Annotated in this window: 16 protein-coding genes and 6 pseudogenes; 15 read left to right on the top strand and 7 right to left on the bottom strand. The window is 40.4% G+C overall.

Annotation, left to right across the window (positions count from 1 at the left end):
- Entirely contained in the window at positions 1 to 1,302 is a 1,302-nt protein-coding gene (gene eno / locus BTN49_RS02765) for a phosphopyruvate hydratase (protein WP_097355913.1), read from the top strand.
- 144 nt (positions 1,303 to 1,446) lie between these two features.
- On the opposite strand, the gene BTN49_RS02760 is transcribed toward eno, so the two are convergent.
- The 3 genes from BTN49_RS02760 to BTN49_RS12700 are packed head-to-tail and all read right to left on the bottom strand — an operon-like array spanning position 1,447 to position 4,081.
- A complete protein-coding gene (locus BTN49_RS02760; RefSeq protein ID WP_097355912.1) occupies positions 1,447 to 2,661 on the bottom strand; it encodes an FAD-dependent 2-octaprenylphenol hydroxylase in 1,215 nt (404 codons plus the stop codon).
- Positions 2,658 to 3,866 carry a 2-octaprenyl-6-methoxyphenyl hydroxylase gene (gene ubiH, locus BTN49_RS02755; protein ID WP_097355911.1) on the bottom strand — a complete coding sequence of 403 codons (1,209 nt, stop codon included), beginning with the start codon at positions 3,864 to 3,866 and terminating at the stop codon, positions 2,658 to 2,660. The genes BTN49_RS02760 and ubiH overlap by 4 nt, the downstream gene beginning before the upstream one ends.
- Entirely contained in the window at positions 3,863 to 4,081 is a 219-nt protein-coding gene (locus BTN49_RS12700) for a YecA/YgfB family protein (RefSeq protein WP_146679045.1), read from the bottom strand. Before BTN49_RS12700 ends, ubiH begins: the two co-directional genes overlap by 4 nt.
- 945 nt (positions 4,082 to 5,026) lie before the next feature.
- On the opposite strand from BTN49_RS12700, the pseudogene BTN49_RS21765 reads away from it, so the two are divergent.
- Positions 5,027 to 5,468 (top strand): annotated as a pseudogene (locus BTN49_RS21765) (IS5 family transposase); the annotation flags it as partial.
- 42 nt (positions 5,469 to 5,510) lie between these two features.
- Here BTN49_RS21765 and BTN49_RS02740 read toward each other — a convergent pair.
- Positions 5,511 to 6,264, bottom strand: a pseudogene (locus BTN49_RS02740) (transposase).
- A gap of 1,154 nt (positions 6,265 to 7,418) precedes the next feature.
- Between BTN49_RS02740 and zapA the strand changes: the two are divergent.
- The 4 genes from zapA (at position 7,419) to serA (ending at position 11,000) form a co-directional block, all read left to right on the top strand.
- Positions 7,419 to 7,751, top strand: a complete 333-nt coding sequence (zapA, locus tag BTN49_RS02735) for a cell division protein ZapA (RefSeq protein ID WP_097355909.1) — start codon at positions 7,419 to 7,421, stop codon at positions 7,749 to 7,751.
- Between the two features lie 237 nt (positions 7,752 to 7,988).
- A complete protein-coding gene (locus tag BTN49_RS02730) occupies positions 7,989 to 8,597 on the top strand; it encodes a 5-formyltetrahydrofolate cyclo-ligase (protein ID WP_097355908.1) in 609 nt (202 codons plus the stop codon).
- Positions 8,598 to 8,906: 309 nt separating this feature from the next.
- Entirely contained in the window at positions 8,907 to 9,560 is a 654-nt protein-coding gene (gene rpiA, locus BTN49_RS02725; protein WP_097356058.1) for a ribose-5-phosphate isomerase RpiA, read from the top strand.
- Positions 9,561 to 9,770: 210 nt separating this feature from the next.
- Positions 9,771 to 11,000: a phosphoglycerate dehydrogenase gene (gene serA / locus BTN49_RS02720; RefSeq protein ID WP_097355907.1), complete on the top strand. Its 1,230-nt coding sequence runs from the start codon at positions 9,771 to 9,773 to the stop codon at positions 10,998 to 11,000.
- Positions 11,001 to 11,202: 202 nt separating this feature from the next.
- On the opposite strand, the pseudogene BTN49_RS02715 reads toward serA, so the two are convergent.
- Positions 11,203 to 12,087, bottom strand: a pseudogene (locus BTN49_RS02715) (IS982 family transposase).
- Positions 12,088 to 12,775: 688 nt separating this feature from the next.
- On the opposite strand from BTN49_RS02715, the gene BTN49_RS20110 reads away from it, so the two are divergent.
- From BTN49_RS20110 to BTN49_RS18890, 8 genes and pseudogenes are all read left to right on the top strand, one after another.
- Entirely contained in the window at positions 12,776 to 12,907 is a 132-nt protein-coding gene (locus tag BTN49_RS20110) for an IS1 family transposase (protein WP_097355906.1), read from the top strand.
- A 449-nt stretch (positions 12,908 to 13,356) separates the two neighbouring features.
- Complete coding sequence (ftsB, locus tag BTN49_RS02705) at positions 13,357 to 13,629, top strand: cell division protein FtsB (protein WP_097355905.1); 273 nt, start codon at positions 13,357 to 13,359, stop codon at positions 13,627 to 13,629.
- Between the two features lie 32 nt (positions 13,630 to 13,661).
- Positions 13,662 to 14,390, top strand: coding sequence for a 2-C-methyl-D-erythritol 4-phosphate cytidylyltransferase (gene ispD, locus BTN49_RS02700; RefSeq protein WP_097355904.1), 729 nt, complete (start codon positions 13,662 to 13,664; stop codon positions 14,388 to 14,390).
- Between the two features lie 29 nt (positions 14,391 to 14,419).
- On the top strand, positions 14,420 to 14,902 hold the full coding sequence (ispF, locus tag BTN49_RS02695; RefSeq protein ID WP_097355903.1) for a 2-C-methyl-D-erythritol 2,4-cyclodiphosphate synthase: 483 nt from the start codon (positions 14,420 to 14,422) through the stop codon (positions 14,900 to 14,902).
- A 1,020-nt stretch (positions 14,903 to 15,922) separates the two neighbouring features.
- The gene (gene surE / locus BTN49_RS02690; RefSeq protein ID WP_097355902.1) at positions 15,923 to 16,669 is read left to right on the top strand and encodes a 5'/3'-nucleotidase SurE; all 747 of its coding nucleotides are present in this window, start codon (positions 15,923 to 15,925) and stop codon (positions 16,667 to 16,669) included.
- A gap of 619 nt (positions 16,670 to 17,288) precedes the next feature.
- Complete coding sequence (locus BTN49_RS02685; RefSeq protein ID WP_097355901.1) at positions 17,289 to 18,203, top strand: peptidoglycan DD-metalloendopeptidase family protein; 915 nt, start codon at positions 17,289 to 17,291, stop codon at positions 18,201 to 18,203.
- A 54-nt stretch (positions 18,204 to 18,257) separates the two neighbouring features.
- On the top strand, positions 18,258 to 19,232 hold the full coding sequence (rpoS, locus tag BTN49_RS02680) for an RNA polymerase sigma factor RpoS (protein ID WP_097355900.1): 975 nt from the start codon (positions 18,258 to 18,260) through the stop codon (positions 19,230 to 19,232).
- A gap of 750 nt (positions 19,233 to 19,982) precedes the next feature.
- Positions 19,983 to 20,453 (top strand): annotated as a pseudogene (locus tag BTN49_RS18890) (transposase).
- 515 nt (positions 20,454 to 20,968) lie between these two features.
- Here the strand turns inward: BTN49_RS18890 and BTN49_RS02665 are convergent.
- Both BTN49_RS02665 and BTN49_RS21760 read right to left on the bottom strand, forming a co-directional pair.
- A pseudogene (locus BTN49_RS02665) lies at positions 20,969 to 21,164 on the bottom strand (transposase); the annotation flags it as partial.
- Positions 21,165 to 21,510: 346 nt separating this feature from the next.
- Positions 21,511 to 21,998 (bottom strand): annotated as a pseudogene (locus BTN49_RS21760) (transposase); the annotation flags it as partial.
- Between the two features lie 238 nt (positions 21,999 to 22,236).
- Between BTN49_RS21760 and alaS the strand changes: the two are divergent.
- Positions 22,237 to 24,816, top strand: a complete 2,580-nt coding sequence (gene alaS / locus BTN49_RS02650) for an alanine--tRNA ligase (RefSeq protein ID WP_097355895.1) — start codon at positions 22,237 to 22,239, stop codon at positions 24,814 to 24,816.
- Positions 24,817 to 25,070: the final 254 nt, after the last annotated feature.

The following is a 25,070-nucleotide window of genomic DNA, read 5'->3' as shown; positions in this document are numbered from 1 at the left end:
ATGTTTAAAATTATTAAAGTTCTGGGTCGTGAAATTATTGATTCACGTGGTAATCCCACGGTAGAAGCAGAAGTTCACCTAGAAGGTGGTTTCGTAGGTATGGCTGCGTCACCTTCTGGTGCATCTACGGGTGCTCGTGAAGCATTGGAATTGCGTGACGGAGACAACTCACGTTTCCTAGGTAAAGGCGTACTGAAGGCGATCGAAGCTGTGAACGGTGAAATTGCAAACACTCTAAGAGGTAAGGATGCGACTCGCCAAGCAGAAATCGACCAAATTATGATTGACCTAGATGGTACTGAGAACAAATCTAGGTTTGGGGCTAATGCAATCCTAGCTGTTTCTCTGGCGAATGCAAAAGCTGCAGCTGCAGCGAAAAACATACCACTGTACGAGCATATCGCTGATCTAAACGACACTCCAAACGTATTCTCCATGCCTCTTCCCATGATGAACATCATCAACGGTGGTAAACACGCTGATAACAACGTAGATATCCAAGAGTTTATGATTCAGCCTGTTGGTGCGAAAACATTAAGAGAAGCTGTTCGTATGGGTTCAGAAATATTCCACAGCTTATCTAAAGTATTGATATCTAAAGGAATGAACACTTCAGTTGGTGATGAAGGTGGTTTTGCTCCTAACTTAAAATCTAATGCTGATGCTCTTCTTGTAATCAAAGAAGCGGTTGAATCGATAGGTTACGAACTAGGACAAGACGTTACACTGGCGATGGACTGTGCAGCGTCTGAGTTTTACAATGAAGAAACTGGTACCTACAACCTGAAAGGTGAAGGAAAAACATTTACTTCTGAAGAGTTCAACCACTATCTAGCAGGTTTGGTAGAGAAGTTCCCTATTATTTCTATTGAAGACGGTTTGGATGAGTCTGATTGGGCTGGCTTTAAGCACCAAACTGAACTATTGGGTGACAAAATTCAATTGGTTGGTGATGATCTGTTCGTAACTAATACTAAGATCCTTGCCGAAGGCATAGAAAAAGGCATCACTAACTCTATCTTGATCAAGTTTAACCAGATTGGGTCACTGACCGAAACTCTTGCTGCTATTAAAATGGCAAAAGATGCAGGCTACACTACAGTGATCTCTCACCGTTCAGGTGAAACTGAAGATGCAACTATCGCAGATCTAGCGGTAGGAACTGCGGCTGGCCAAATCAAAACTGGTTCTATGAGCCGTTCCGACCGTGTTGCTAAATATAATCAGCTGATCCGGATAGAAGAAGCACTAGGTGTACTCGCACCTTTCTATGGTCGCAAAGAAGTTAAAGGCCAAGTGTAATAGCTCTGTTCTAAACTAATTTAAATTGAGAAATAGTTCCGAGTGGGAGCTGGGTGGTCTTCTTGGGAGTTTTTTGGTTTCTGTGTAGTTGGGTAGTGAAGGATAATAACAAGAAAGAGTAGTCCTCTTTTTGTACCTTATAACCTACTTTCTCCTAGCTAATTCTGGTAAATCTCCAGTTATCCCGAGAGCATGCTTAATAAACTGCACCTTAATACTTGGCAGTGTAGAGGCAACGATCAAACCTATGCCTCGAAATAGTATCTTAGTTGGATGGTCACCAGAAAATAAATCACGAAATCCCTGCATAATCGCAATCATCTGTGTTGCCTCGGTTTTACGCCAGCGTTCGAAGCTACGCAGATGAGCTTTCTTGCCAATGTCTTTTCCTTCGTCATGAAGGCGACGTAATTCTTGTGCCAGCGTTGCTGCATCTAACAAACCAAGGTTCACGCCTTGTCCTGCAAGTGGATGGATAGTGTGAGCAGCATCACCAATCAGAGCGACCCGATTGACGACGAAATCACGTGCATAGCGCATTTTTAGTGGAAATACAGCTCGCTCACCTTCAACAAAGCACAGTCCAAGTCGTGCATCGAATTCTGCCGTGAGTATTTTGTTAAATTTGTGGTCTGGCATATTATGACGTTCGTTCGCAAGCCGAGGCGATTGCGACCATACGATTGAGCAGAGATCTGGTTGTGATAGTGGTAAAAAAGCCAGAGGTCCGTCAGGTGTGAATATTTGACGCGCAACGCTATTGTGTGGTTCAGTGGTGCGGATATTGGTAACCAGTGCACTTTGACCGTAATCCCAATGGGTGAGTGGTATTGAAAGCTGATTTCGGACCCAAGAGTTTGCGCCATCAGCGCCGACAACCAATTTTGTAGTAATTAAATTACTAGAATCAAGTGTTAGCCATGTTTCTGTTTCTCCAAACCGCATGGAGGTACATTTGTTGGGACAAAGCAATATTACGTTATGCTGCTGTTTTATGCGGTCAAGTAACGCTAAATGAATCACTTGGTTTTCGATGATATGACCAAGATTTGGTTGACCTAAATCTAAGGCATCGAATTCAATTGATCCGAAGCTATCTTGCTCCCACACGGACATCTTTTGATATGAGTTGTTATGGTGAGAGGAAAGATCTTCCCACACACCGATATTTCTCAGTATGAATTCGCTGGCACGGTTTAGTGCTGATACACGAGGATTTGGCAAATCACTAAGTGTTGGTTCTTGAACTTTATCTTCAATAACAATGATACGTAAATCGCTATCAGCTAGTGCAGCAGCGAAAGTCAGTCCAACGATACCGCCGCCAATAATGGCGATATCAACATTAATCATTTTCATGGTCGTCTTACTAATCCCATTGCGTGTTGAAATAAAGGAGTTTTTAATCCATTGAAAACAGATAAGGCCACCAAACTTAAATTTCGACCAAACGTTAATGGTAACGATGTGTTGGAAAAACCATGGACAAGCCCTGATGTAATAGCAATAATGGTATTTCTGTCAGGAAATCGCCGTTGTTGATAGCTCTGTAGCATTTCCATTTCACCACAATCTTGATTTTGCTGGTACATTGATGAAATTTCTTCTGCCAGTGTTACTACATCACGTAGTCCAAGATTAAACCCTTGTCCTGCGATAGGGTGAAGTGTTTGTGCAGCGTTGCCCACTACAGCAAAACGATGGCTAATTATACGTGTTGATTGGTGTAAAATTAGTGGATACAAGCGACGCTGACCAACACTCACTAGACGGCCCAAGCGCCAACCAAAAGTGCGCTGGAGTGCATCTAGGAATTCGTTATTACTGCTTCTTAAAAGTACGGATGCGTCTTCTGAATTTAAACACCAAACTAAAGAACAACGCCCTCGAGATAGGGGTAGTAAAGCGAGGGGACCTGAGTGTGTAAAGCGTTCAAATGCATGGCCTTTGTGTTGTAATTCAGTTGTGATATTGGCAATCAGCGCTATTTGCTTGAAGTCATGTTCATGATGGTCAATGCTGAGCATTTTACAACACGATGATATCGTGCCGTCAGCAGCAACCCATAACTTGGTTTTTAATGTTTGACCATCATTCAGAGTTAACAGTACTTCATCGATGGTTCGTTCGACGGATGACACTGCTGCGGGACAGAAAAGCGTTACGTTAGTTGTATTCCATAACGCCTGATGAAATACCTGTCTAGCATCAGCTAGCTCAATAACATTCCCTAAAAATGGGATGTCTTCATTGTTAGCATGTATGTCAGTTAAACCAAAGTGTCCTTGATCGGATATATGGATGGTGTTGATGACAGTGGCAAACGGTGCTAAAGACTGCCAAACGCCAATGCGTTCAAGTAGTTGGCAGCTACCGTAAGATAAGGCAATGCTTCTGGCGTCACAGCTAAACTTAGTATCGTCCAGAATTGCCACTTCGACAACCGCAACGGTCAAGCCAGCATTAGTAAAGTGTTCAATTGCTAATGCCAGAGAGGCACCTGTCATTGCGCCACCCGTGATGACGACATCAAATTTATGTGTCACAGGTGCAGACGTATTCATGTCCTACTAAGTCCCCAACCAAAATTAGCCGATGTTGGCTTGTTGTGAGTTGCACTATCATCGGGCTTTATACCAAGTTCAGTATGTAAGTCATGGTATAATTGAATATGTTTTATCACTTGTTCAAACAAAATAGCTTGCTCCTCTTCCATGGCATCGTCGTAATCGATGCCAAGCTGAATACCAGCACTAAAAGAATTCACCCATTCTGACAATGCATAAAGATGATTCAGAAGGCTGTAATTGTCGCTAGGAAGTAAGGGTTTGAAGCAGAAGTCAACTGAGTTAATTGTTCATCGATATACTAAGTGTTCGTGGCAGCATTGTTTGTGATTGGATGAACAACTCTTGATAGTGGTTAGTGCAATTGTACAATATTAGCTTCCTAGTGCTTAGTTGATGGTTTAATCTACCACAAAGCATGGTAGCAATGTTGATGTATCTTGGTAAAGTTACTTGGGTTAAGTTAGGAAACCTTAAATGCCGTTCATTCTTTACCATATGTATCACTTCTCATCACAAGCTGGCTAAACATGTTTATAATATATACCCTATAACCCCGTGACCATTGAAGATGCTTGATTTTTGATGAACTTAGCTTAAAACTACGTGCTGTGACAGTTACCGTTTCAAGGAAAAACACCTGCACGAAAGCTAGCATGATATAATGCGTGATGCTCGAATCCTCGATCGTGTAAAATCAGTACTGCTTGCATCAGAAGGTTGTAGTACCGAGATGATTTCTTAAGCTCTGTGCATCCATGAAACAGCCACCCTTCAACTATTTTAACTCTGATTCTCATAGCGCATCTTAGAGTTCCGATTTATCATCATACCCTTTAAATTGTGATGTATGTTGAATAGTTATTTAGCATATAATGGCGTTGTTTCCCAAATATCTGAACTAATCGCAATTCCTACGATCAGATTATCATGGCCATAGGTTTATATTTTCGAATACTGCGATGGAAACGGCACTGATGGTGAAAGGTATTTTTAATACTCCCACTTCGTAGGTTAAAAGGCTTTCTCAATTCATTTTTTACGTTGATGAACGTCTCACTTAAATTACCTACATCCACTTGCATTAGTCATGCGTTCGTAAGAACGTAAAAGTTAAGTACCGTTTGCCTAGTCGAGGAGATGCCGATTAGGTCGTTATTTATGTTACAAGCCTAAAATTATACGACGAAGGTGAATGGAAAACACGTAAACACAGTAAGGATAAGCGACGTATCTGGCGTAAACTTCATCTTACCGTTGATGTGTTTACTCATAAGGCTATTGCTGTAGGAGTTAGCCTAGTTTCTGTAGATGATAATAAGGTTTTACCTATATTGCTTAACCCATTACGACGAAAGATACAGCAAGTCAGTGCTGATGGAGCCTATGACACAAAAGCATGTAACCACGTACTGAAAAACAAAGGAATAACGCTAAGTATTCCACCTTGAGGCAACGCGGAGTACTGGGAGGAAGGACATCCTCGAAATGGAGCTGTAAAGACTTTAAAAGAGGAAAAACTATCAGAGTGGAAAAAGGACAGGGGTTATCATAAACTACTCATCAGTAGAGACAGCAATGTTTCACTATAATTTGCTATAAACAGTTGCTCACCCCTAAACTTACTCTTCGTAATTAACCTCAGATCTGCATAAGTGCTTGCTTATCAAACCTAGTAATCTTGATGTTCAGCTTTTTTGGTTGAAATGAATACGCGATAAGCCCCGCCCGTAAGTTGACCATAAAGCGGATACAACTATGGTGCCGAGAATGCTCGATTTGGGATATGTTTTTTAGTTGGTCAAAAATGGTTTCAATAATAAATAGTTTCTGGAGCATCAGGTGGTTCTAAAGTTTCATCACTTTTGGTTTCATATTTTTTTACACCCGTTATCAGTGTCACTCCATTTTCTGCAAATTCCCGCTCCAATAAACCAGAGATATAACCTTTGTCTCCATAGAACCACCCCCATCGTTCTTTTTCCTCGCTTCGAGGTACCTTTAAAAACCTGATGTTTGAGAATGCGTAGGTTATGCCAAACCTGTAGCTTGGACGAATTAACGAAGGCAATTCCTGTCAGCTTTGCCTGAGGGTGAGTGAGGTAAGAGCAAAGCGGAACTAGAACACCTTGTATGAGTTTGAGCATCCTCGTGTAGCTAATTAATTCAGGAAATTCGTTGTGAGGTAGCGACAAACAAAGTGGATGTAATAGGTTTTGAAGTCTCGATATCCCGATTGATGGAAAGCTATCATTATCGTCATGACTTCGCTAATTTTTCGTCGAAAAGGCTTGTTTATTTGTTTGATACCGGAAGAAATTAGGTTTTTTCATGCAGGAAGGAAAGTGTGGCAGAAGCCGTCGACATCTCTGAAAACAGCGTCTAAGTTATTCATGACCAAGTCCTTGTGCAGTTAATAGGTTATTTCAAACGATCAGATCTCGACTTGGGAATTTAGTTCATTTCTTATGCGCAGCTCAGGTTAATTACAATTCTCAATTTATTGAATCGCTGGCAAATATGAAAGCGATGAACAAAGTTAATAAAACTTGGTATGCTTGTCTGCCAGCAGATAAATTAAGACTATAAAAAAGATTGGGATGAGTGCGTTATAGGCCTGATTTAATCAATAACGCCGAATAGAATATACAATTCTTGGAATTGTCTGCATGGCTCCATCATCATGACTTCAATTATAATATACCTATAGGTATTCCCAGAAAGTCTGACGTAGAAAACAACGTAATTTAATTAGTCACTATGATGATCCCAAAAACCGCCTGCACCTAGGATAAATTTTTTTATATTCATTGACGACGTTTATCAAACGCAAACGACAAAAAGCACGCATGTATACGTCCTAGATAAGATAAAGCACTTGAAATCACAGGGAGTCGTAGTTGCTTGAATATTATGGGTATGCTTAATTTTTCTGATATTAAAAATATAGATGATAGCGAATAGGATACCACCGACAGCGCAAAGATTGTTAGTTCTTTTGCAAAGATGAGATGATTATCCATTTACTAAATAGGTTGCATATAATCTTAGACGGAGCAGGACCTCACTGAGGTGACCTAGTTAGATATGCCTTATTCATCCTCAATATCTAGCTCCACTGTCTACCTACTTATAGTCCGAATCTAAATCCAATAGGAAGGATTTTGAAGGTGATGAATGAAAGTTTGTAGAACAATGCTGACTCTAAAAATAAACGTGATTCCAAAGAGACCATTTATCAATTTCTCACCGCACTTTTTCTCGATATTACAGACTTTTTGACATGTTAAATGAACGATAAATTTCAGGTGTAAAAATGTGTACCTTCAAGTTGATTGGGTATTAAAGTCGTCACGTTTCGGTGTTATTTATATAGGCATGGTTGGAAGTGTACTGATTTCCATCACATGGATGACTTTTTGATTGTCCAGTGCATTGATAAGCACTTCGAAGCTAGGATGGACTTGCAGTTTAACCTGTCATTTCCTATAGTTTGTTCCCGTTACGTCAAGGTGTAGCATCATCCTTTGAAGGGGGATTAAAGAAGTTATGACTACGCAGGTTATTGAAATTCAAATCCTCGGTAAAATCATGCAGGTGAATTGTCCAATTGGTGAGGAACAATCACTCATCGAAGCATCAAATGATTTTGATCAGCGGTTGCATGAATTGTCAGGGCGCACTAAAGTAACGAATACAGAGCAACTAATCACTATCGTTGCTCTTAATCTTTGCAATGAGCTTCGTGAAGAAAGAAAGCGAACTGTCAGCACCACGAATGAAATGGAGCAGCGAGTTTTGCTGTTACAACAAACGATTGAAGCAGCATTGTTAAAACATAGTGCTCGGGTACTAAAACAAACGATTGCTGATCAACGTTAAACGGCTTTGATCGTACCTGTCTGCTTTTGGAGTATTTGACAACTGAAGTTGGTTACTGAACAGGTAAGTACGACTAAGGGAAACTCATTATAGGTTATTGAGTAGGCTGGGAGGGTATTGAAATTATTATGCCTTTGTCTTCGGAGCCCTTTAAATTATAGGGTTCAAGAGCGAACTATCATAACAGTACTTTGAGATCTTTCCTAACAGGATATACATTGATTGTACGGATCGTTGATGCACGATAAAATCACACTCTCTGCACAGCGCATTGAACTTCGAAAGCTCATCCGCACTAAGCGTCGTGCGTTAAGTATTGAAAAGCAACGTGTTGCAGCGTGTGAGTTATTAACGCATTTTCAGAATTTCGAGGTAGTAAGATGTGCAAACTATATTGCCTTTTATCTTTCAGTAGATGGTGAGCTTGGTACCCAGCCATTGATCCAATATTGTTGGAGACAGGGAAAAGCGGTCTATCTGCCCGTGATTCATCCTTTTAGTAACGGAAATTTACTTTTTTTACATTACTGTCCTAATACCGATTTGATACCGAATCGCTACGGTATTCTCGAACCTAAGTTTAATGTGAGTGAGGTGTTATCAGTATCCAAACTGGATATCATTTGTACACCACTAGTGGCATTTGATGGATCAGGTCAACGTCTTGGTATGGGGGGCGGATACTACGATAGGACACTGGCATCATGGTGGAATATGGGTGCGGGTCCTCACGCTTTGGGACTAGCATACGATTTCCAACAAGTTGAGATATTACCAGTGGAAGCGTGGGATGTCCCACTATCTTCTATCTTAACGCCGTCACGTGTGTGGGAATGGAATAGGTAGGGTGTATTAAACAGATTATGTGTCATATATTCAATCAGTTGCATGGTTCGGCAGTATAATTCGCAATTCAGTTGTCTACTACTGCAGATATCATGTGTTCTAACAGGAGTTGTAACCATCAAAGATCATTTTCTAGACGAAAACCAACATATTGAATATGAGATCCGCTTATGTTGGAGGATAATCGTTGTATACTCCCTGCAAAACTTTTACGCGAGAGGCATTTTCAACTGTATAGGCATTTCCATCTGTACAATTACGGGTTCGTTGGTAGCTATGCGTCTCCATCCAAATTAACAGGAAATTATGTTGATTCAAAATGAAATGAAAAAATCGGCGGGCTGGGCTGCATTAGAATACGTAACTAAAGGGAGTATTGTAGGTGTTGGCACTGGTTCAACCGTTAATTACTTTATCGATGCCTTAGATACAATGAAAGATCAGATAAAAGGTGTCGTGTCGAGTTCTGTTATATCGAGTGAACGTTTGGATAAAATCGGTATTCCGATCTTTGATTCCAATGAAGTGGCGTATCTGGATATCTACGTTGATAGTGCAGACGAAATTAATGCTAGCAAGTACATGATTAAAGGTGGTGGCGCGGCACTAACCGGAGAAAAAATCGTGGCGGCAATTGCAAAGAAATTTATCTGCATCATTGACGACACCAAGAAAGTTGATGTATTGGGGCGTTTTCCTATTCCTGTAGAAGTAATCCCAATGGCTCGTTCTTATGTGGGTCGTGAGTTGGTCAATTTGGGGGGTGATCCTTGTTATCGTCACGGTTGTATTACAGACAATGGCAATGTGATATTGGATGTACATAATCTGAAAATCATCGATGCGAAAGTACTGGAAAACAAAATTAATGCTATTGCTGGTGTGGTAACGGTTGGTTTGTTCGCAAACCGTGGTGCGGATGTGGTGCTAGAAGGTACACAAAAGGGTGTGTTGAAAAGTTAGTTTTTGCTTAGTGCACAAACTTTATCTATATAGCTTCGTAGTTTTCTTTGACATGTAACTCAAACATTTGTTATGTAAGTAAGGTAATTTTTAATACATTTCTAAGCACTGTTTGTTACCTTAAGTTACTGATTAACACACCTAACTTGCAAAAATTAACTTTCTGATTCTGGTTTTATCTTACTGTTGTTTATAAAGGCTAAAATTCATATGGTTGAAGTGTCACTTAAAAAAAGTAAAATAAAGATCCTTCTACTTGAAGGTCTCCATTCTAGCGCGTTAGAAGTACTGAAATGCGCGGGCTACAATAATATTGAATATCACAAAGGTTCGTTGGCAGGTGAAGAACTAGAAAAGGCCATTGAAGATGTCCATTTCGTTGGTATTCGCTCGCGTACTCAGTTGACTGAAGGAGTTATTCAAAAAGCTAAAAAACTGGTCGCCATCGGTTGTTTTTGTATAGGTACCAACCAAGTTGATTTAACTGCAGCAGCGAAGCGAGGTATTCCAGTTTTTAACGCCCCTTTTTCTAATACCCGCAGTGTTGCTGAATTGGTACTGGCAGAAATTTTATTTTTGCTTCGAGGTATTCCTGCAAAGAATGCCATGCTACATCGGGGTGAATGGATAAAATCGGCTGATGATTCTTTCGAAGCACGTGGAAAAAGACTTGGCATTATCGGTTACGGTCACATCGGTACTCAGCTGGGAATTTTGGCTGAGAATTTGGGAATGCGTATTTATTTCTACGATATTGCAAACAAATTATCACTGGGTAATGCACAGCAAGTGGGGTCATTGTCTGAGCTCTTGAATAAGAGTCATGTTATTTCACTTCACGTTCCTGAAACTGAATTTACGCGGAACATGATGGGTAGTGAAGAGTTTGCACTCATGAAACCAGGTACTGTGTTTATCAACGCAGCGCGTGGTAGCGTAGTCGATATCGATGCACTTTGCCATGTTCTAGGAAATGGTCACGTTAGTGGCGCCGCGATTGATGTATTTCCGACGGAGCCCCAAACTAACAATGATCCATTTACGTCGCCATTACAGTCATTTGATAATGTCATCCTGACGCCACATATTGGCGGTTCGACGCACGAGGCGCAGGAAAATATTGGTATTGAAGTTGCGGGTAAGATCGTAAAATACTCGGACAACGGTTCTACATTGTCTTCTGTAAACTTCCCTGAAGTAGTGTTGCCAGAGCATGCAGGTACATTGCGCATGCTACACATACACCAAAATAAACCAGGCATTCTGACTAAAATTAACATCATCTTCGCAGAAGAAGGCATCAATATTGCAGGTCAGTATCTGCAGACGAATAAGGAATACGGTTATGTCGTGATTGATGTCGAGAGGAAGCACTTCGCAAATGCACTGGAGAAGCTAAAAGCCATCGAGGGAACACTACGTGCTCGCATTCTTCACTAATTTATCCGTATCTTCCTATAATTAGACTCTAATTAGACAGCTTAAACTCCGTATAAGAGTAGTTTTTTAAGTACATTTGAAATGTCAAGAGACAGTAAAAACTGTCATATTCGAGGATGATTTGTAAGATGAAGCCTCCTTGCTCATAACTTTCTTCGATCCATTAGTCCATTTTATTCTGAGTTGTACCAGCTAGCTAACCTCAGATCTGCATAACCACTTGCTTATCAAACCACGTAATCTTGATGCTCGGCTTCTTTGGTTGAAATGAATACGCGATGAGACCCGCCAGCAAGTTGACCATAAAGCTGATACAATTACGGTGCCGAGAATGCTCGATCTAGAATATGTTTTTTAGTTGGTCAAAAACGATTTCAATAATGAATTGTTTCTGGAGTATCAGGCGATCCCAAAGTTTCATCACTTTAGGTTTCATATTCTTTTTCACACCAGTTATCAGTAGCACGCCCTTGTCTGCGAGTTCCCGCTCACATGGGTCATGAGATATAACCTTTGTCTCCATATAAATACCCTAAAAGCTCGTCAGTAATTCTCGACACAGGCTTTCTATTAGCCACGTTAGCCGTCGTCACTTTGACTAAAATAATGCCACCTTGGTCATTGATAATAAGGTGTAATTTTAAGCCGTAGAATCACCCCATCGTGCCTTTTTCTCTCTTTGCAGTACTTTTAAAATCTGATATCTGCAAATGCGGAGGTTATGATAAACCTGTAGCTTGGACGAATCAATGAAGGCAATCTCTGTCGGCCTTGCCTAACGGTAAGTGAGGTAAGAGCAAAGTGGAACTAGGATACCTTGCATGAGCTTGAGTATTCGCGTGTAGCTGACTAATTCAGGAAATTCGTTGGTAAGGTAGCGGTAAATAAAGTGGATATAATAAGTTTTAAAGTATCGATAGCTAGATTGATGGAAATCTATCACCATCGTCATCACTTCGCTAACTGAGAGGCGAAAAGGCTTATTTCTGTGTTTGATACCGGAAGAAATTAGGTGTTTTTCCCATGCAGGGAGGAAAGTCTGGCAGAAGTCATCGACTTCGACAAAAACAGCGTCTGAGTTATTCATCCCCAAGTCCTTGCGCAGTCAATAGGTTATTTCAAACAATCAGATCGAGACTTGGGCATTTCGTTCATTTCTTATACACAGCTCAGGTTAGTTAAGAGAGGAAATGAGGAAGTTTTCATCCAAACTACATCATATCCAAGATAGTCATATATTTAACGGGTTGTTTTCGTGTAACAGACCATGCCTTTACATGGTAACTCTTACACTAATCATTGCCAGTCATGTTCCAGAATCTTCCAGTTTGCATATACAATACATACATGGATTGTTAGCGGGGATAAAGGAGCAAGGTACTGAACTTAGGTTGAACAATGCTCGGTATCCAAGACTTTTATCTAGTGTTATACATCAGCATTAATGCTGATGTCCTAGTTTTAAATATTTACACCCAAGAGTGTGTCCACATTCCTTTTTGATGTCAAGGAAGTGGTGCTTATCTGCGAAGTAGATGAGTAATGGGTCTGCGTGGTAATAAAAATAACCAATGCTGTCTCTGGTATAATTGGAACTATTGATTGAAGGAAAGCATTGCTTACGCATTCGGTTGTCGTGAGAGAAAGAGCCTCAATGTTACTTTCTAATTTGTTAGTTATATTCAATCTTGTATTTTGGTGCCAAGCTGGATTTAAGGTATATGATATCTTTTCCTGAAAATAAATACATCGTTGGCAAGCTCTATATGTAACGCATTGAGAGGGAAATCTTGACCTTCCGTACACGCCTGAGACGACTCATTTTGAGAAGGATTGGATACTTAAAATCAACTAAAATACACGACAAAGTGATTGGTAGATTTATTGAACGTGAGTATTATTATTAAAAAATAACCATCCTATTAGGTAGGTGACATTTTTTAGATGCAAAAATGAATGTTGAGAATTACGGTATCATAGTGAATATTCCGGAAGATCTGTGTATAAAGAAATCCCGCGTTGCGCTAACGACTTATTTGAGGTTTGATCTTTAATGTACACACTGAGATTACTGAGATATATATTCGTATTTCAGGTGTTCCTTCATTTTTTTGCGGGTAACTGTGCCATCATTGATCCATCCTTAAAGTTTTCTTCTAGCACAGGATTCGATAAGAGTTTATCTGAAAAATTGAGTTTATGATAATCTCTTTCGCTAATATAGCGATAACTTCGTGTTTATCTAGGCACTACTTGTGTGAAAGGGATAAATTTGAAAATATTAATTTTATGGTTGTGTTCTGATTCTCGGACAAACAAAGCAACAATTAGATCATGTCATGGTTAATAAATAGCGATGAAAATGCTGGCAGTGTTGCTATTTGTCTTGTTCGGATGGCTCCAATATCAACTATGGTGGGGAAAAAATGGAATCACAGATTATTTTGATGTCTATCATGTGGCCAAGTTAGCGATACAAACCAATGATAAATTCCATCAGCGAAACCTGCAAATATATGCAGATATTGCTGATCTTAAGCGTGGACACGAAGCTATAGAAGAACGTGCTCGTAATGAATTGGGGATGATAAAACAAGGTGAAACTTTTTTCCGCATTGTTGGCGATTAATCCACACTCGGCTCATTAACACGAAGACAAACATGAAAACCTCAGCTAGTAATGTACAAGTGTGTTTGCCACAAACTACAGTTCCAGATGTGGTGGCTATTGTGCCAGCAGCTGGAATCGGAAAGCGCATGTGTGCAACATGGCCCAAACAATATATGATCATAGATCATAAAACACTACTCGAGCACACGGTACACTGTTTGCTTGCACACCCTGCCATTTCTCAGGTAGTTATTGCCATTGGTGCTGAAGACGAATACTTTTACAACACTTCGTTGGCATCAAATCTGCGTATTGTTGTGACAACGGGTGGCGAAGAGCGAATTGATTCTGTGTTGGCAGGGTTGAAAGCTACGGATGCTGAATGGATCATGGTACATGATGCGGTCAGACCTTGTGTTAGTCATAACGACATTGATACTTTGATAGCAGCAGCAATTCTACACCCTGATGGTGCATTGTTGGCGTCTCCAGTACGCGATACCATGAAACGTGCGAATAACGATGGTGTTGTCGAGATCACTGTATGCCGTAAGCAGCTTTGGCATGCGCTTACGCCACAAATGTTCAAACGTAAGCAATTATGTGGTGCTTTGCAACATGCACTCAATAATTCACTTACTGTGACCGATGAAGCATCGGCTATTGAACTTGTGGGTGGGGCACCGAAATTGGTCACAGGTCGTGCAGATAACATTAAGGTTACTCAGCCTGAAGACTTGGAACTGGTGGCATTTTTCTTGGCGCAACGCACAAACTAATTGATTTCACCTAGTGAGGACTGATTATAATGCGTATTGGACACGGATTTGATGTTCATAAATTCGGTGGGTTGGGGCCTGTTTTAATGGGTGGCGTGAAGGTTCCTTCCGAGAAAGGGTTGATTGCCCATTCAGATGGTGATGTAGCCATACATGCAGTCTGTGATGCCCTACTCGGCGCGATCGCTGCTGGTGATATGGGTCGATACTTTTCTGATACAAATGCTGAATGGAAAGGAGTTGATAGCCGTCTTCTACTGCGCGATATTTACGAAAAAGTGAAGAAGAAAGGATACGTAATTGGTAATCTTGATGTGACTATTATTGCACAAATACCAAAAATGGCACTGTACATTGATGCCATGTGTATGGTTATTGCACAAGATGTAGAAACGGACATCAGTAATATTAATGTGAAAGCTACCACAACAGAACGACTCGGTTTTACAGGCCGTGAAGAAGGTATTGCCTGTGAAGCAGTGGTGATTATCCGTAGGGAAGTCGATGACTAATGTAATGACTTCACTAATGTAATGACTTCGTTGGGCTGCCAGCCTGGTAAACTAATAGTAACTTGCTGCTTAAAAAAGTCAGAGTATTTCTCTGTAAGTCAAACTTTTGGTTTTGTATCAGTCGAACACGGAGAACATTTTTTCATCTTTCTTCATTAAGATGGGTGGAAATACCAGATCTGTCGTGAATGAGTTTGCAAAACATGTGATGTGGTCGGGACTGAAAGAGTACCCGCAATGACAAAACAGCAGTTTAGTGTGTACTTTCCGATACACAGTGATCAAGACTTAAGCGAGTTCTATACCATGCAAAAAAGGTGTCGATGTGATTTTAGCAGCCACTCTTTACAACAAAAACTGCGTTCAATCGATTTAATTAGCAATCGTTTCTCGTCACTGATTCTTATGAGAACGCGCCCATCTGGTTGCTTATTGACGATATTCGTAACAAAGTGATCCCAAATTTCTCTGGTAGATTAATGTCTTTATTAAAAGACATCTAATTATATAACTGCTCAATTTTTAGGACAAGATAAATTCTGGATTCGTAACAAAAGTAAACGTGGTTTTTATTTGACCGCAGTGCGGTCATACCTGTTTCATATGGTGTTGTTAGCACATATTGAACAGGAAATTAACACATGGTCATGTGCTAAGTGAGTAGTTTATACAAGGCTATGAATATTTGAAGTTTGTGTTGAATGTAAGCAAAGATATTGTGTTGTTGGGTAAATTCTCATGGAAAATCTAGGGATCGAGGACTGATGATAAGATATCGCTGACATAAGTGTAAGCGTGAAAGTTAGAGAAAAATATTATCGATCAAGCGCCAGTATTTATTGCTTGTAATCTGTTCTCGCGATGCTCGTCTGTCACTGATTCTTTTATTGTAGGATATATCGAGGACGCAGGATGAAAGAGTGTTAACAATTAGTTTTTTGTTGTCTGTAGGGTGCTTTGCTATTGCAGTGATGCGAGAAATTATCAATAAATAAGATGATTCAATGGATGGAGAACCTGATGCATATACTGATCAGTAATGACGATGGTGTTTTTGCAGAGGGTATTAATATACTGGCAGACGCACTGTCTGAAATAGCAACAATCACCGTCGTTGCACCGGATCGAAATCACTCAGGTGCTTCAAACTCTCTTACACTAGAAAATCCGTTGCGTGTTCGGCAGGTTGGTGAACGTAGATATGCCGTGCAAGGTACACCGACAGATAGTGTTCATATAGCCATGAATGAGCTTATTTCTGAAAAGATCGATTTCGTGATCACTGGGATTAATCACGGAGCGAACTTGGGTGATGACGTGTTATATTCTGGCACGGTTGCCGCTGCAACAGAGGGATTTCTTCTTGGTGCACCAGCAATAGCTGTCTCTCTTTGTGGATCTATGCATTTTCATACTGCAGCGCAAGTAGTGAAGAAAGTTGTATTGGGTGATCGAGAGCAATCCTTGCCAAGGAATCGGATAATAAACATTAACGTGCCTGATTGTATATGGGATGATTTAGCAGGTTGGCAAGTAACGCATTTGGGTTCAAGACATCGCGCAGAAGGCATGATTTGTGAGACAGACCCAAGAGGAAAGGCTATTTATTGGATTTGCCCTCCAAGGATGACCCAATATGCAGGATGGGGTACTGATTTTTATGCTATTGAAAATAAGTGTGTTTCTTTGACACCCTTGCATGTCGATTTAACAGCATACGATAGCTTAGAAGCATTGTCTCAATGGGTTAGTAACACAACGGAATAACTATGATTATCATTAGTGAATTATTTACATTCACTTCTTCAGTTACTGTGTAAACAAGTGATAATCTATTAATGTGTACTGTCCGTGATCGGTAGAGCATATTTACTCAGTGGAACGAATTAAACATCTCCAAATTCTTGCAAAGCAATGATGCAAATAGTTTAACTTATATACCAACATAACTTAAAGATGTTTTCCCGTAAGATGAGTTTGCTGCCTCCATATTCGCTGTTATCCCTTCTTGATAGAGCGCACTACACTCACAAAGAGATGTCTTGGCCATGACATCAATAAAGCTCGATGACACCTGCCTCTTCAAATTATTGTGGTATCATATCTTCACAAAATACGGTGAGTAGTGGAAAGGTTTTGTAAGAAAATGGACATTCGATGTAATTAGCTTCACTCGCGTTTCCGTTCGTACTTTGTGATTCGCGTGCGGAGGGAGGGATTTTAATTTTTCTTCTTGGAAAAGCAGATCAAGTGCTTTATAAAGTGACATGGAAAGGTAACAATATAGAAATCTTGGCAGTAGAAGCTATATGTTTCATTTCTATTGTTGCAAGTAAATTATGAGTTCTTGTGTAGGTCTACCTAGATGGTAGGAGTTTCAATTTAATTGAAGATTCTATTTTTCTTACACTTTCTAGTGTGTATAACTGCATGTGTAGGATTGAGTCCTGCACCAGTCTCTAATCTTGGATCTGACTATGAGGAAATCGTGCGTGGAAGCTACCGTGGCAGCTATTATACTGTACAAAAAGGAGATACGTTATATTATATTGCCTACGTCACTGGCAAGGATGTTAGTGAGGTCATCAGTGCTAATAATATTGTATCACCGTATATTATCTTCCCTGGACAAAAGTTAAATATTTGGCAGAAAAAGTATACCTCACCTACTTATGGCAAAAAAACAGCAGTCCCCATTAAGTCAGCAGATACTATTGTTACAGCTGTTACAGCACCAGTACCTACCACAGTATTATCGTCTAACTCTACGAAAAATAATCAAAAAAGTGCTCCTAAGCATAACTCTGGATCTCTGTTCCAAAACAAGAAACTGGTTGAAGAGCAAAAAGCGAAGGAGTACAGTTTGTCTGTAATGAAAAATAGACCAGATGTTGATAGATCTACAAACAAGCCTGCAGGGTTAAATAAAAAGGTGTCTTGGAAATGGCCAACACAAGGGATTATTGTATCTGGTTTTTCTAGCTCAGAATTAGGAAATAAGGGAATTGATATTTCAGGCAAACGTGGTCAGAGCATCGAGGCATCGGCTGATGGTAAGGTAGTCTACACGGGTAATGCGCTACGTGGATACGGCAAGTTAGTTATCATTAAGCATGATGATGATTACCTAAGCGCTTATGCACATAATGATCATATTTTTGTTTCAGAACGACAGAGTGTCAAAAAGGGTCAAAAAATATCTTCGATGGGTCGTTCAGGTACGAACAATGTCCGTTTACACTTTGAGATACGATATAAAGGAAAATCGGTAAACCCGTTGAGGTACTTACCCAAGCGATAAACTGTGACAGTTTTTGCTGTGCTGTCTTGCTGCTACGCCAAATTGAGAGGTGCTATGAGTCAGAGTAATACCGCAGAAGATCTGGTTGTTGACGATGCAGTTATTGAGGAACTAGATATCGAATCGATAGATGAGATTGAATCAACAGAGGAAGCTGAAGAGTCAATTTCCCTTACTGCTTCATCTAAGGCTTTAGACGCAACACAGCTCTATCTTAGCGAGATAGGTTATTCCCCATTGTTAACGTCTGAAGAGGAAGTGCTATACGCCCGCCGTTCCTTACGTGGTGATGAAGAGGCTAGGAAACGTATGATTGAAAGTAACCTACGTCTGGTGGTTAAGATTTCTCGGCGTTACTCTAATCGTGGTCTAGCTCTTCTTGATCTCGTAGAGGAAGGTAATCTTGGATTAATCCGTGCTGTTGAAAAATTTGATCCCGAGCGCGGGTTCCGTTTTTCAACATATGCAACGTGGTGGATACGCCAAACGATTGAACGTGCAATTATGAATCAGACGCGGACTATTCGTCTTCCGATTCATGTGGTTAAGGAATTAAATGTTTATCTGCGGACGGCTCGTGAATTAGCACAAAAACTTGATCACGAACCTACAGCCGAAGATATTGCAGGGAAGCTCGATAAGCCAGTTGCGGATGTTAACCGTATGCTACGTCTTAACGAGCGAATTGGTTCCGTGGATAACCCGATTGGTGGAGACTCTGAAAAAGCTTTGCTTGATATCATCCCAGACGAGAAAGAGGGCGGTCCAGAAAACACAACCCAAGACGATGACATGAAAAAGTCTATTGTGAATTGGCTACAAGAACTTAACCCAAAACAAAGAGAAGTACTAGCGCGTCGCTTTGGGTTACTTGGCCATGAGGCATCAACGTTGGAAGATGTTGGTCTAGAAATCGGTTTGACGCGCGAGCGTGTTCGTCAAATTCAAGTGGAAGGGCTGAGACGTCTTCGTGATATGCTGACTCACCAAGGATTAAATATTGAATCTTTGTTTAATACGAAACATTGATTAACAATCTAAATTGTGGTCGTATGTTGGATGTTTTGAAAATTCCTTCTTGTCTTATGGTCTCTTTTTGTTTCATTTTATCTAGGAATTTCCTCTTAGAAACTATATGTAGTGGGGCTGAAGGCATGTCCCTTTCTGTGATACATTTAGCACGATTGAACAGATAAAATGTATGAATTAATTTGAAAGGTATCCAATCGAAGTTGCTTCTCTTTAAACATCTTTTTACTACGAATTTGGTCATATTCGTATCCAGTCATCCCCGCTATGATACCGATTATTATTATTCATGATTTGTTAAGATTCTTAAGTGTGGAAGCTCAGAAAATGGTTTTTCCACTTAGCGATGCTTGGTTTCGGTTAAGGGTAATATAACGTTAACTTTAGTTGTAAGGGGAAAGCTTATCCGCACTGTGGAAAGCGTTATGCACGGAAGAGTATGGTCAAAATAGGCGTCCGCCTGATTATCAGAGTTGATTCAGGCATACTTTAAGACTGATGCTTGTTAAATCGCCGTCATTGTTGTCATCTATGCCTATAGTCATCATGGTAACTACAATCGCATTTATATGTGATACTGACTGAAAGTGCATTCTTTCCTTCAAACTAGGATTGGAAAGGATTTCAGCATTTATCGTTATCTCAGCTACGATTACTTTGGCAAAAATACTTACTGAAGTTAATGGCGATTGAGTTTTCTGCGCGTCAATATGTGATAAGAACCTTACGGATTAATTATCCTGATGGTTTATATGCCACCCTAACAAGGGTCGTAAAAATAAAGTCCCAAGCAAAAGCTACCGAGGGTTAATACGATACCTAACCCAATATTTGTCATCACCGCCGATAGGCTTATCTAGGATAGTTGGGTATGACTGTCATCAAGTTAGGTATTACTATCAATGATATAAAACGAAGTTGAAAACGTATGAGACAGTGGATGCTCAGGTATTTGTTGGCAGGCTAGTTCAGTACATTCTTCCTAAAGGATTTCAACGAGTGAGATATTATGCTCTTCAAGTGACAGCGAGGGCAGCAGGAGACTTGGTAGATGCAATGATCAGCTACACCAAACGTATCAGCTATGTAGAGTTCTTCGAAGAAGTAGCAGGTCGTAATCCCCTAAAATGTGTATTTTGTGGGAAAGGGATGGAGTTAGTTCGGTTTTCCTACCCAAAGAATGGTGTATTCCTTGATTTATTTGTTTCCGATAGTGGTTAATTGATATGGTTTTTATTCTATCTCGAACCTTTAGAACTTTGACGGTCATGTCACCGAGCTAAGTTTGTAGGTGCCGTTCAGGAAAATGGTCCTTGTGAACCACTCCCTGCTTTCCGTTAGTTTGGAGTGATGTAAAATTATCGAGCAAGGATTAAACCTCGGCTTCTATAGCTTGAACCAATAACAGCTATACGCCTTGTTCCAGCAGTTCATTAAGCGGGCTTTCTAGTTTATGAAGCTCGGTAACGTTATGATTATTGCCTTGATTTGTTGAGACCCTATACATATAAATAATAACGCATTTTACATCCTCTATTTCGATAGTCACGAAGCGCGAACGTAGGGGAAGATGTCAAACTAGGTTCTTTTGTTTCTGTATTTTCATACACTACAACACCGCAACTATTTGGGGCGGTGTTGTAGTATAAAAAGATTGCATTGAATGTAAATTTGGTATTTTACAGTACGTCGTTACATGCTTTTGTATCAAAGACTCCTTCAGCACTGGCTTGCTATATCTTTCGTCGTAATGGGTTAAGAAATATAGGTAAAACCTCATTGTCTCCCACAGAAACTAGGCTAACTGCTTCAGCAATAACCTCATGAGTAGACACATCAACGGTAAGATGAAGTTTGCGTCAGATACGCTGCTTCTCCTTACACGTTTTTACGTGTTTTCCATTCACCTTCGTCGTATACTTTTAGGCTTGATTTAATTAACAACGCCCATTCTTTCGAAAAAATTCAGTAAGTTCGCCGTAAACCATTACCCGATAAGAGAGGGTATATAAAGGGGTTGATATTTTAAGATTTTCTCTATGAGGAAGATTGCTCTGTTTCGTTTAATCTACCTCACATTCAAAATCTAGTAAGGGTGTATACTGAATTCATATCGTCCTATACGAAATACAAAAAGATTAAAGTTTAATCAATATCTCTCCTGTCTTTGGAGAGACGGATGATGCTGATTGTTCAAAAGTCATGTCGATGAAAGACGTTAAGCTATTCATCCCCTCTTTCAATAAAGTTCTGCTCGGTTGGTCTTTTTTTACTAACCTCAGATCTGCCTAAGCGCTTTCTTATCAAACCTAGTCATCTTTATGCTCGGATTCTTTGGTTGAAATGAATACGCGATAAGCCCCGCCAGCAAGTTGACCATAAAGCTGATACAACTACGGTGCCGAGAATGCTCGATTTGGTATGTGTTGTTTAGTTAATCAAAAACGATTTCAATAATAAATCATTTCCGGAGCATTAGGCGGATCCAAAGTTTCATCACTTTGGGTTTCATCTTTTTTTACACCCGTTATCAGTGTCACTCCCTTGTTTGCAAGTTCCCGCTGCAATGGATCAGAGATATAACCTTTATCTCCGCATAAACACCCCCAAAGCTCGTTAACCCTTTCCGCCAGAGGTTTTCTATCATCCACGTTATCCGTCATCACTTTGACGTAAGATAATGCCACTGTAGTTATTGATAATAGGGTGTAATTTGAAACCGTAGGACCACCCCATCGTTCCTTTTCCTCGCTTTGTGATACTTTTTAGCTAACCAAGATTTAAATTGACAGTAAGGCATCGTAAATGAATTACCCCTGTCATCTTCCTCTAAAAAAGGAATATTGATTCCTGAAAAACAAAAACATCCACCTCTTATGGCTTGTACAGCACGGAAACTTCTTTCCACCTCTTTCCGCAACTGGTCTGGTTGGTTACAATGGGTACTAAATGACTCTAGTCGGTCGCACTAAATGCGATTTAACATTAACTTCAGGATTATCCAATGTACATGAGTACTGACGAGCTTCGCACAGCGTTTCTTAAGTTCTTTGAAAGTAAAGGGCATAAAATCGTGCCGAGTTCTTCGCTCGTACCTGTAAATGATCCAACACTGTTGTTTACAAACGCAGGTATGAACCAGTTTAAAGATTGCTTCCTTGGTATCGAGAAACGTGATTATACACGTGCTACTACAGCTCAGCGATGTGTTCGTGCAGGTGGTAAACATAACGATCTTGAAAACGTGGGTTTTACTGCTCGTCACCACACTTTCTTTGAAATGTTAGGTAATTTTAGTTTTGGTGACTATTTCAAAGAAGGTGCTATTAGTTACGCGTGGGAATTCTTAACCGATGTTTTGAAACTACCCAAAGATAAACTGGTGGTAACCATTTACAAAACAGATGACGAAGTGTTTTCATTGTGGAACGAAAAGATTGGTGTTTCAGCAGACCGTATCATACGTATTGATGACAACAAAGGTGCTCCTTATACGTCAGATAACTTTTGGCAAATGGGTGATACAGGTCCTTGTGGCCCGTGTACCGAAATTTTCTTTGACCATGGTGATCATATTTGGGGTGGTCCTCCCGGTTCTACAAAAGAAAAGGGAGATCGCTTCATTGAGATTTGGAATAACGTATTTATGCAATATAACCGTCATGCCGATGGCACAATGGAATTATTGACTAAGCCTTCCGTAGATACGGGTATGGGTCTTGAACGTATTGCTGCTATTATTCAAGGCGTTAATTCTAACTATGAGATAGATATTTTTCAGAAGTTAATTAAAGCAGCAGCTGACGTGATTGGCCATGAAGACTTGTCTAATCAATCTCTGAGGGTTGTAGCCGATCATATTCGTTCATGTGTATTCCTGATTGTAGACGGAGTAATGCCATCAAACGAAGGTCGTGGTTATGTGTTACGCCGTATTATTCGTCGCGCAGTTCGCCATGGAAATAAACTGAGTGTAAATGGCGCATTCTTATATAAATTGGTTGGTCCCCTTGTAGAAGTTATGGGTATGGCGGGTGAAGCACTGAAACAAGAGCAAGGTTTAGTTGAGAAAGTGCTAAAAATTGAAGAAGAAAGCTTCGCTTGTACCCTTGACCGTGGTATGGCAATTCTGAACGATGCGTTGGAAAATATTAAAGGTGGTGTGTTAGATGGCGAAAGCGTGTTCAAACTTTACGATACATATGGTTTCCCTATAGATCTGACTAACGACGTAGCACGTGAGCGCGGATTGAGCATCGACGAAAAAGGCTTCGAAACTGCGATGGAAGAACAACGTCGACATGCTCGTGAAGCGAGCCAATTTAGCAATGACCATAACTTAGTTATACAAGTTGACAACAACACTGAATTTATGGGATACGGCACGACAGAGAGTCATGGCATGATCACATATATCTCCGTGGGTAGTATGTACACTGAGACCCTCTCAATGCCTGACGAAGCAGTGATTGTTTTGGATCAAACACCGTTTTATGCAGAATCAGGGGGCCAAAGTGGAGACGTAGGTTTTTTCAGCACTGATGCTGGTAGGTTCGAAGTTATTGATACCAAGAAATACGGTTCAGTGATTGGCCATCACGGCAATCTAGTAGACGGAAATCTATCCGTGGGTGACACCATAAAGGCAAAAGTAGATGCTGAGCACCGTCTGGCAATTGCACTTAACCATTCCGCTACCCACTTGCTTCACGAAGCTCTGCGTGTTGTATTGGGTGAACATGTCCAACAGAAAGGTTCCTTGGTTCGTAAGGAGGGATTACGTTTTGATTTTTCTAATCCGGAAGCTGTTAATCCGGATGAAATGCGTGCCGTTGAGAAACTAGTGAATGCACAAATCCGTCAGAATAATGACATCTCGACCGAGTTGATGTCCCTCGACGCCGCGAAAAAAAAAGGTGCAATATCCCTGTTTGGCGAGAAATATGACGAACAGGTACGTGTTTTGACTATAGGTGATTTTTCTATCGAGCTTTGTGGTGGTACGCACGCGAGTCGATCTGGCGATATTGGTATGCTGAAGATTATATCAGAAAGCGGTATTGCAGCAGGTATTCGCCGTATTGAAGCAGTAACAGGGCAGGGTGCTGAAAATGCTTTCTATCGACAACAGCAAGAATTTATTCAGAAGATAAATAAATATCAGGATCGAGCTAAAGTGCTTGAGAAAGAAATCCAACAATTAAAAGAAAAAGTAGCTGTACAGAAAAGTGAAAGTCTTATGACTGAGTTGACGAAAATTAAGGGTGTTAACGTCCTGATTTGTAGATTGGATGGTTTTGATAGAAAAGTGCTGCGAACCATGATTGACGATCTGAAAAACCAGATGGGTAGTGGTGTAGTGTTCCTAGGTAACGTAACTAACGACCAAGTCACGTTGCTTGCAGGTGTTACCAACGATATTGTTGGTAAAATAAATGCGGGTGAGTTGGTGAACATGGTTGCCAAGCAAGTAGGTGGTAGAGGTGGTGGCCGTCCTGACATGGCACAAGCGGGTGGCAGTAATGCTAGCGCATTATCAATGGCGCTGGACTCTGTGACAGTATGGCTATCTGAACGTCTCTAGGGTTATGTATTAGATAAGTGGTTTTTCGTACAAAATCCCTAATTTTCTGGAGTGACCATCACTATTAAAATAGCATGGTATCTTCAAGTTATTTTCGTCTACAGGATACAACCGAGACTAAACCACACGGTTTATTTGAGGAATAGCACTTTGCTCTTCAGGAACTTTCTAGCGTCACCTGAACTGCGCATAAGAAATTAACTAAATGCTAAAGTCGCCATCTGCTCGTTTGAAATAAACTAGTAACTGCATAA

Source organism: Candidatus Enterovibrio escicola, assembly GCF_002464935.1.
GTDB classification, from domain to species: domain Bacteria; phylum Pseudomonadota; class Gammaproteobacteria; order Enterobacterales; family Vibrionaceae; genus Enterovibrio; species Enterovibrio escicola.
This window is presented reverse-complemented; position numbering and strand designations above follow the sequence as displayed.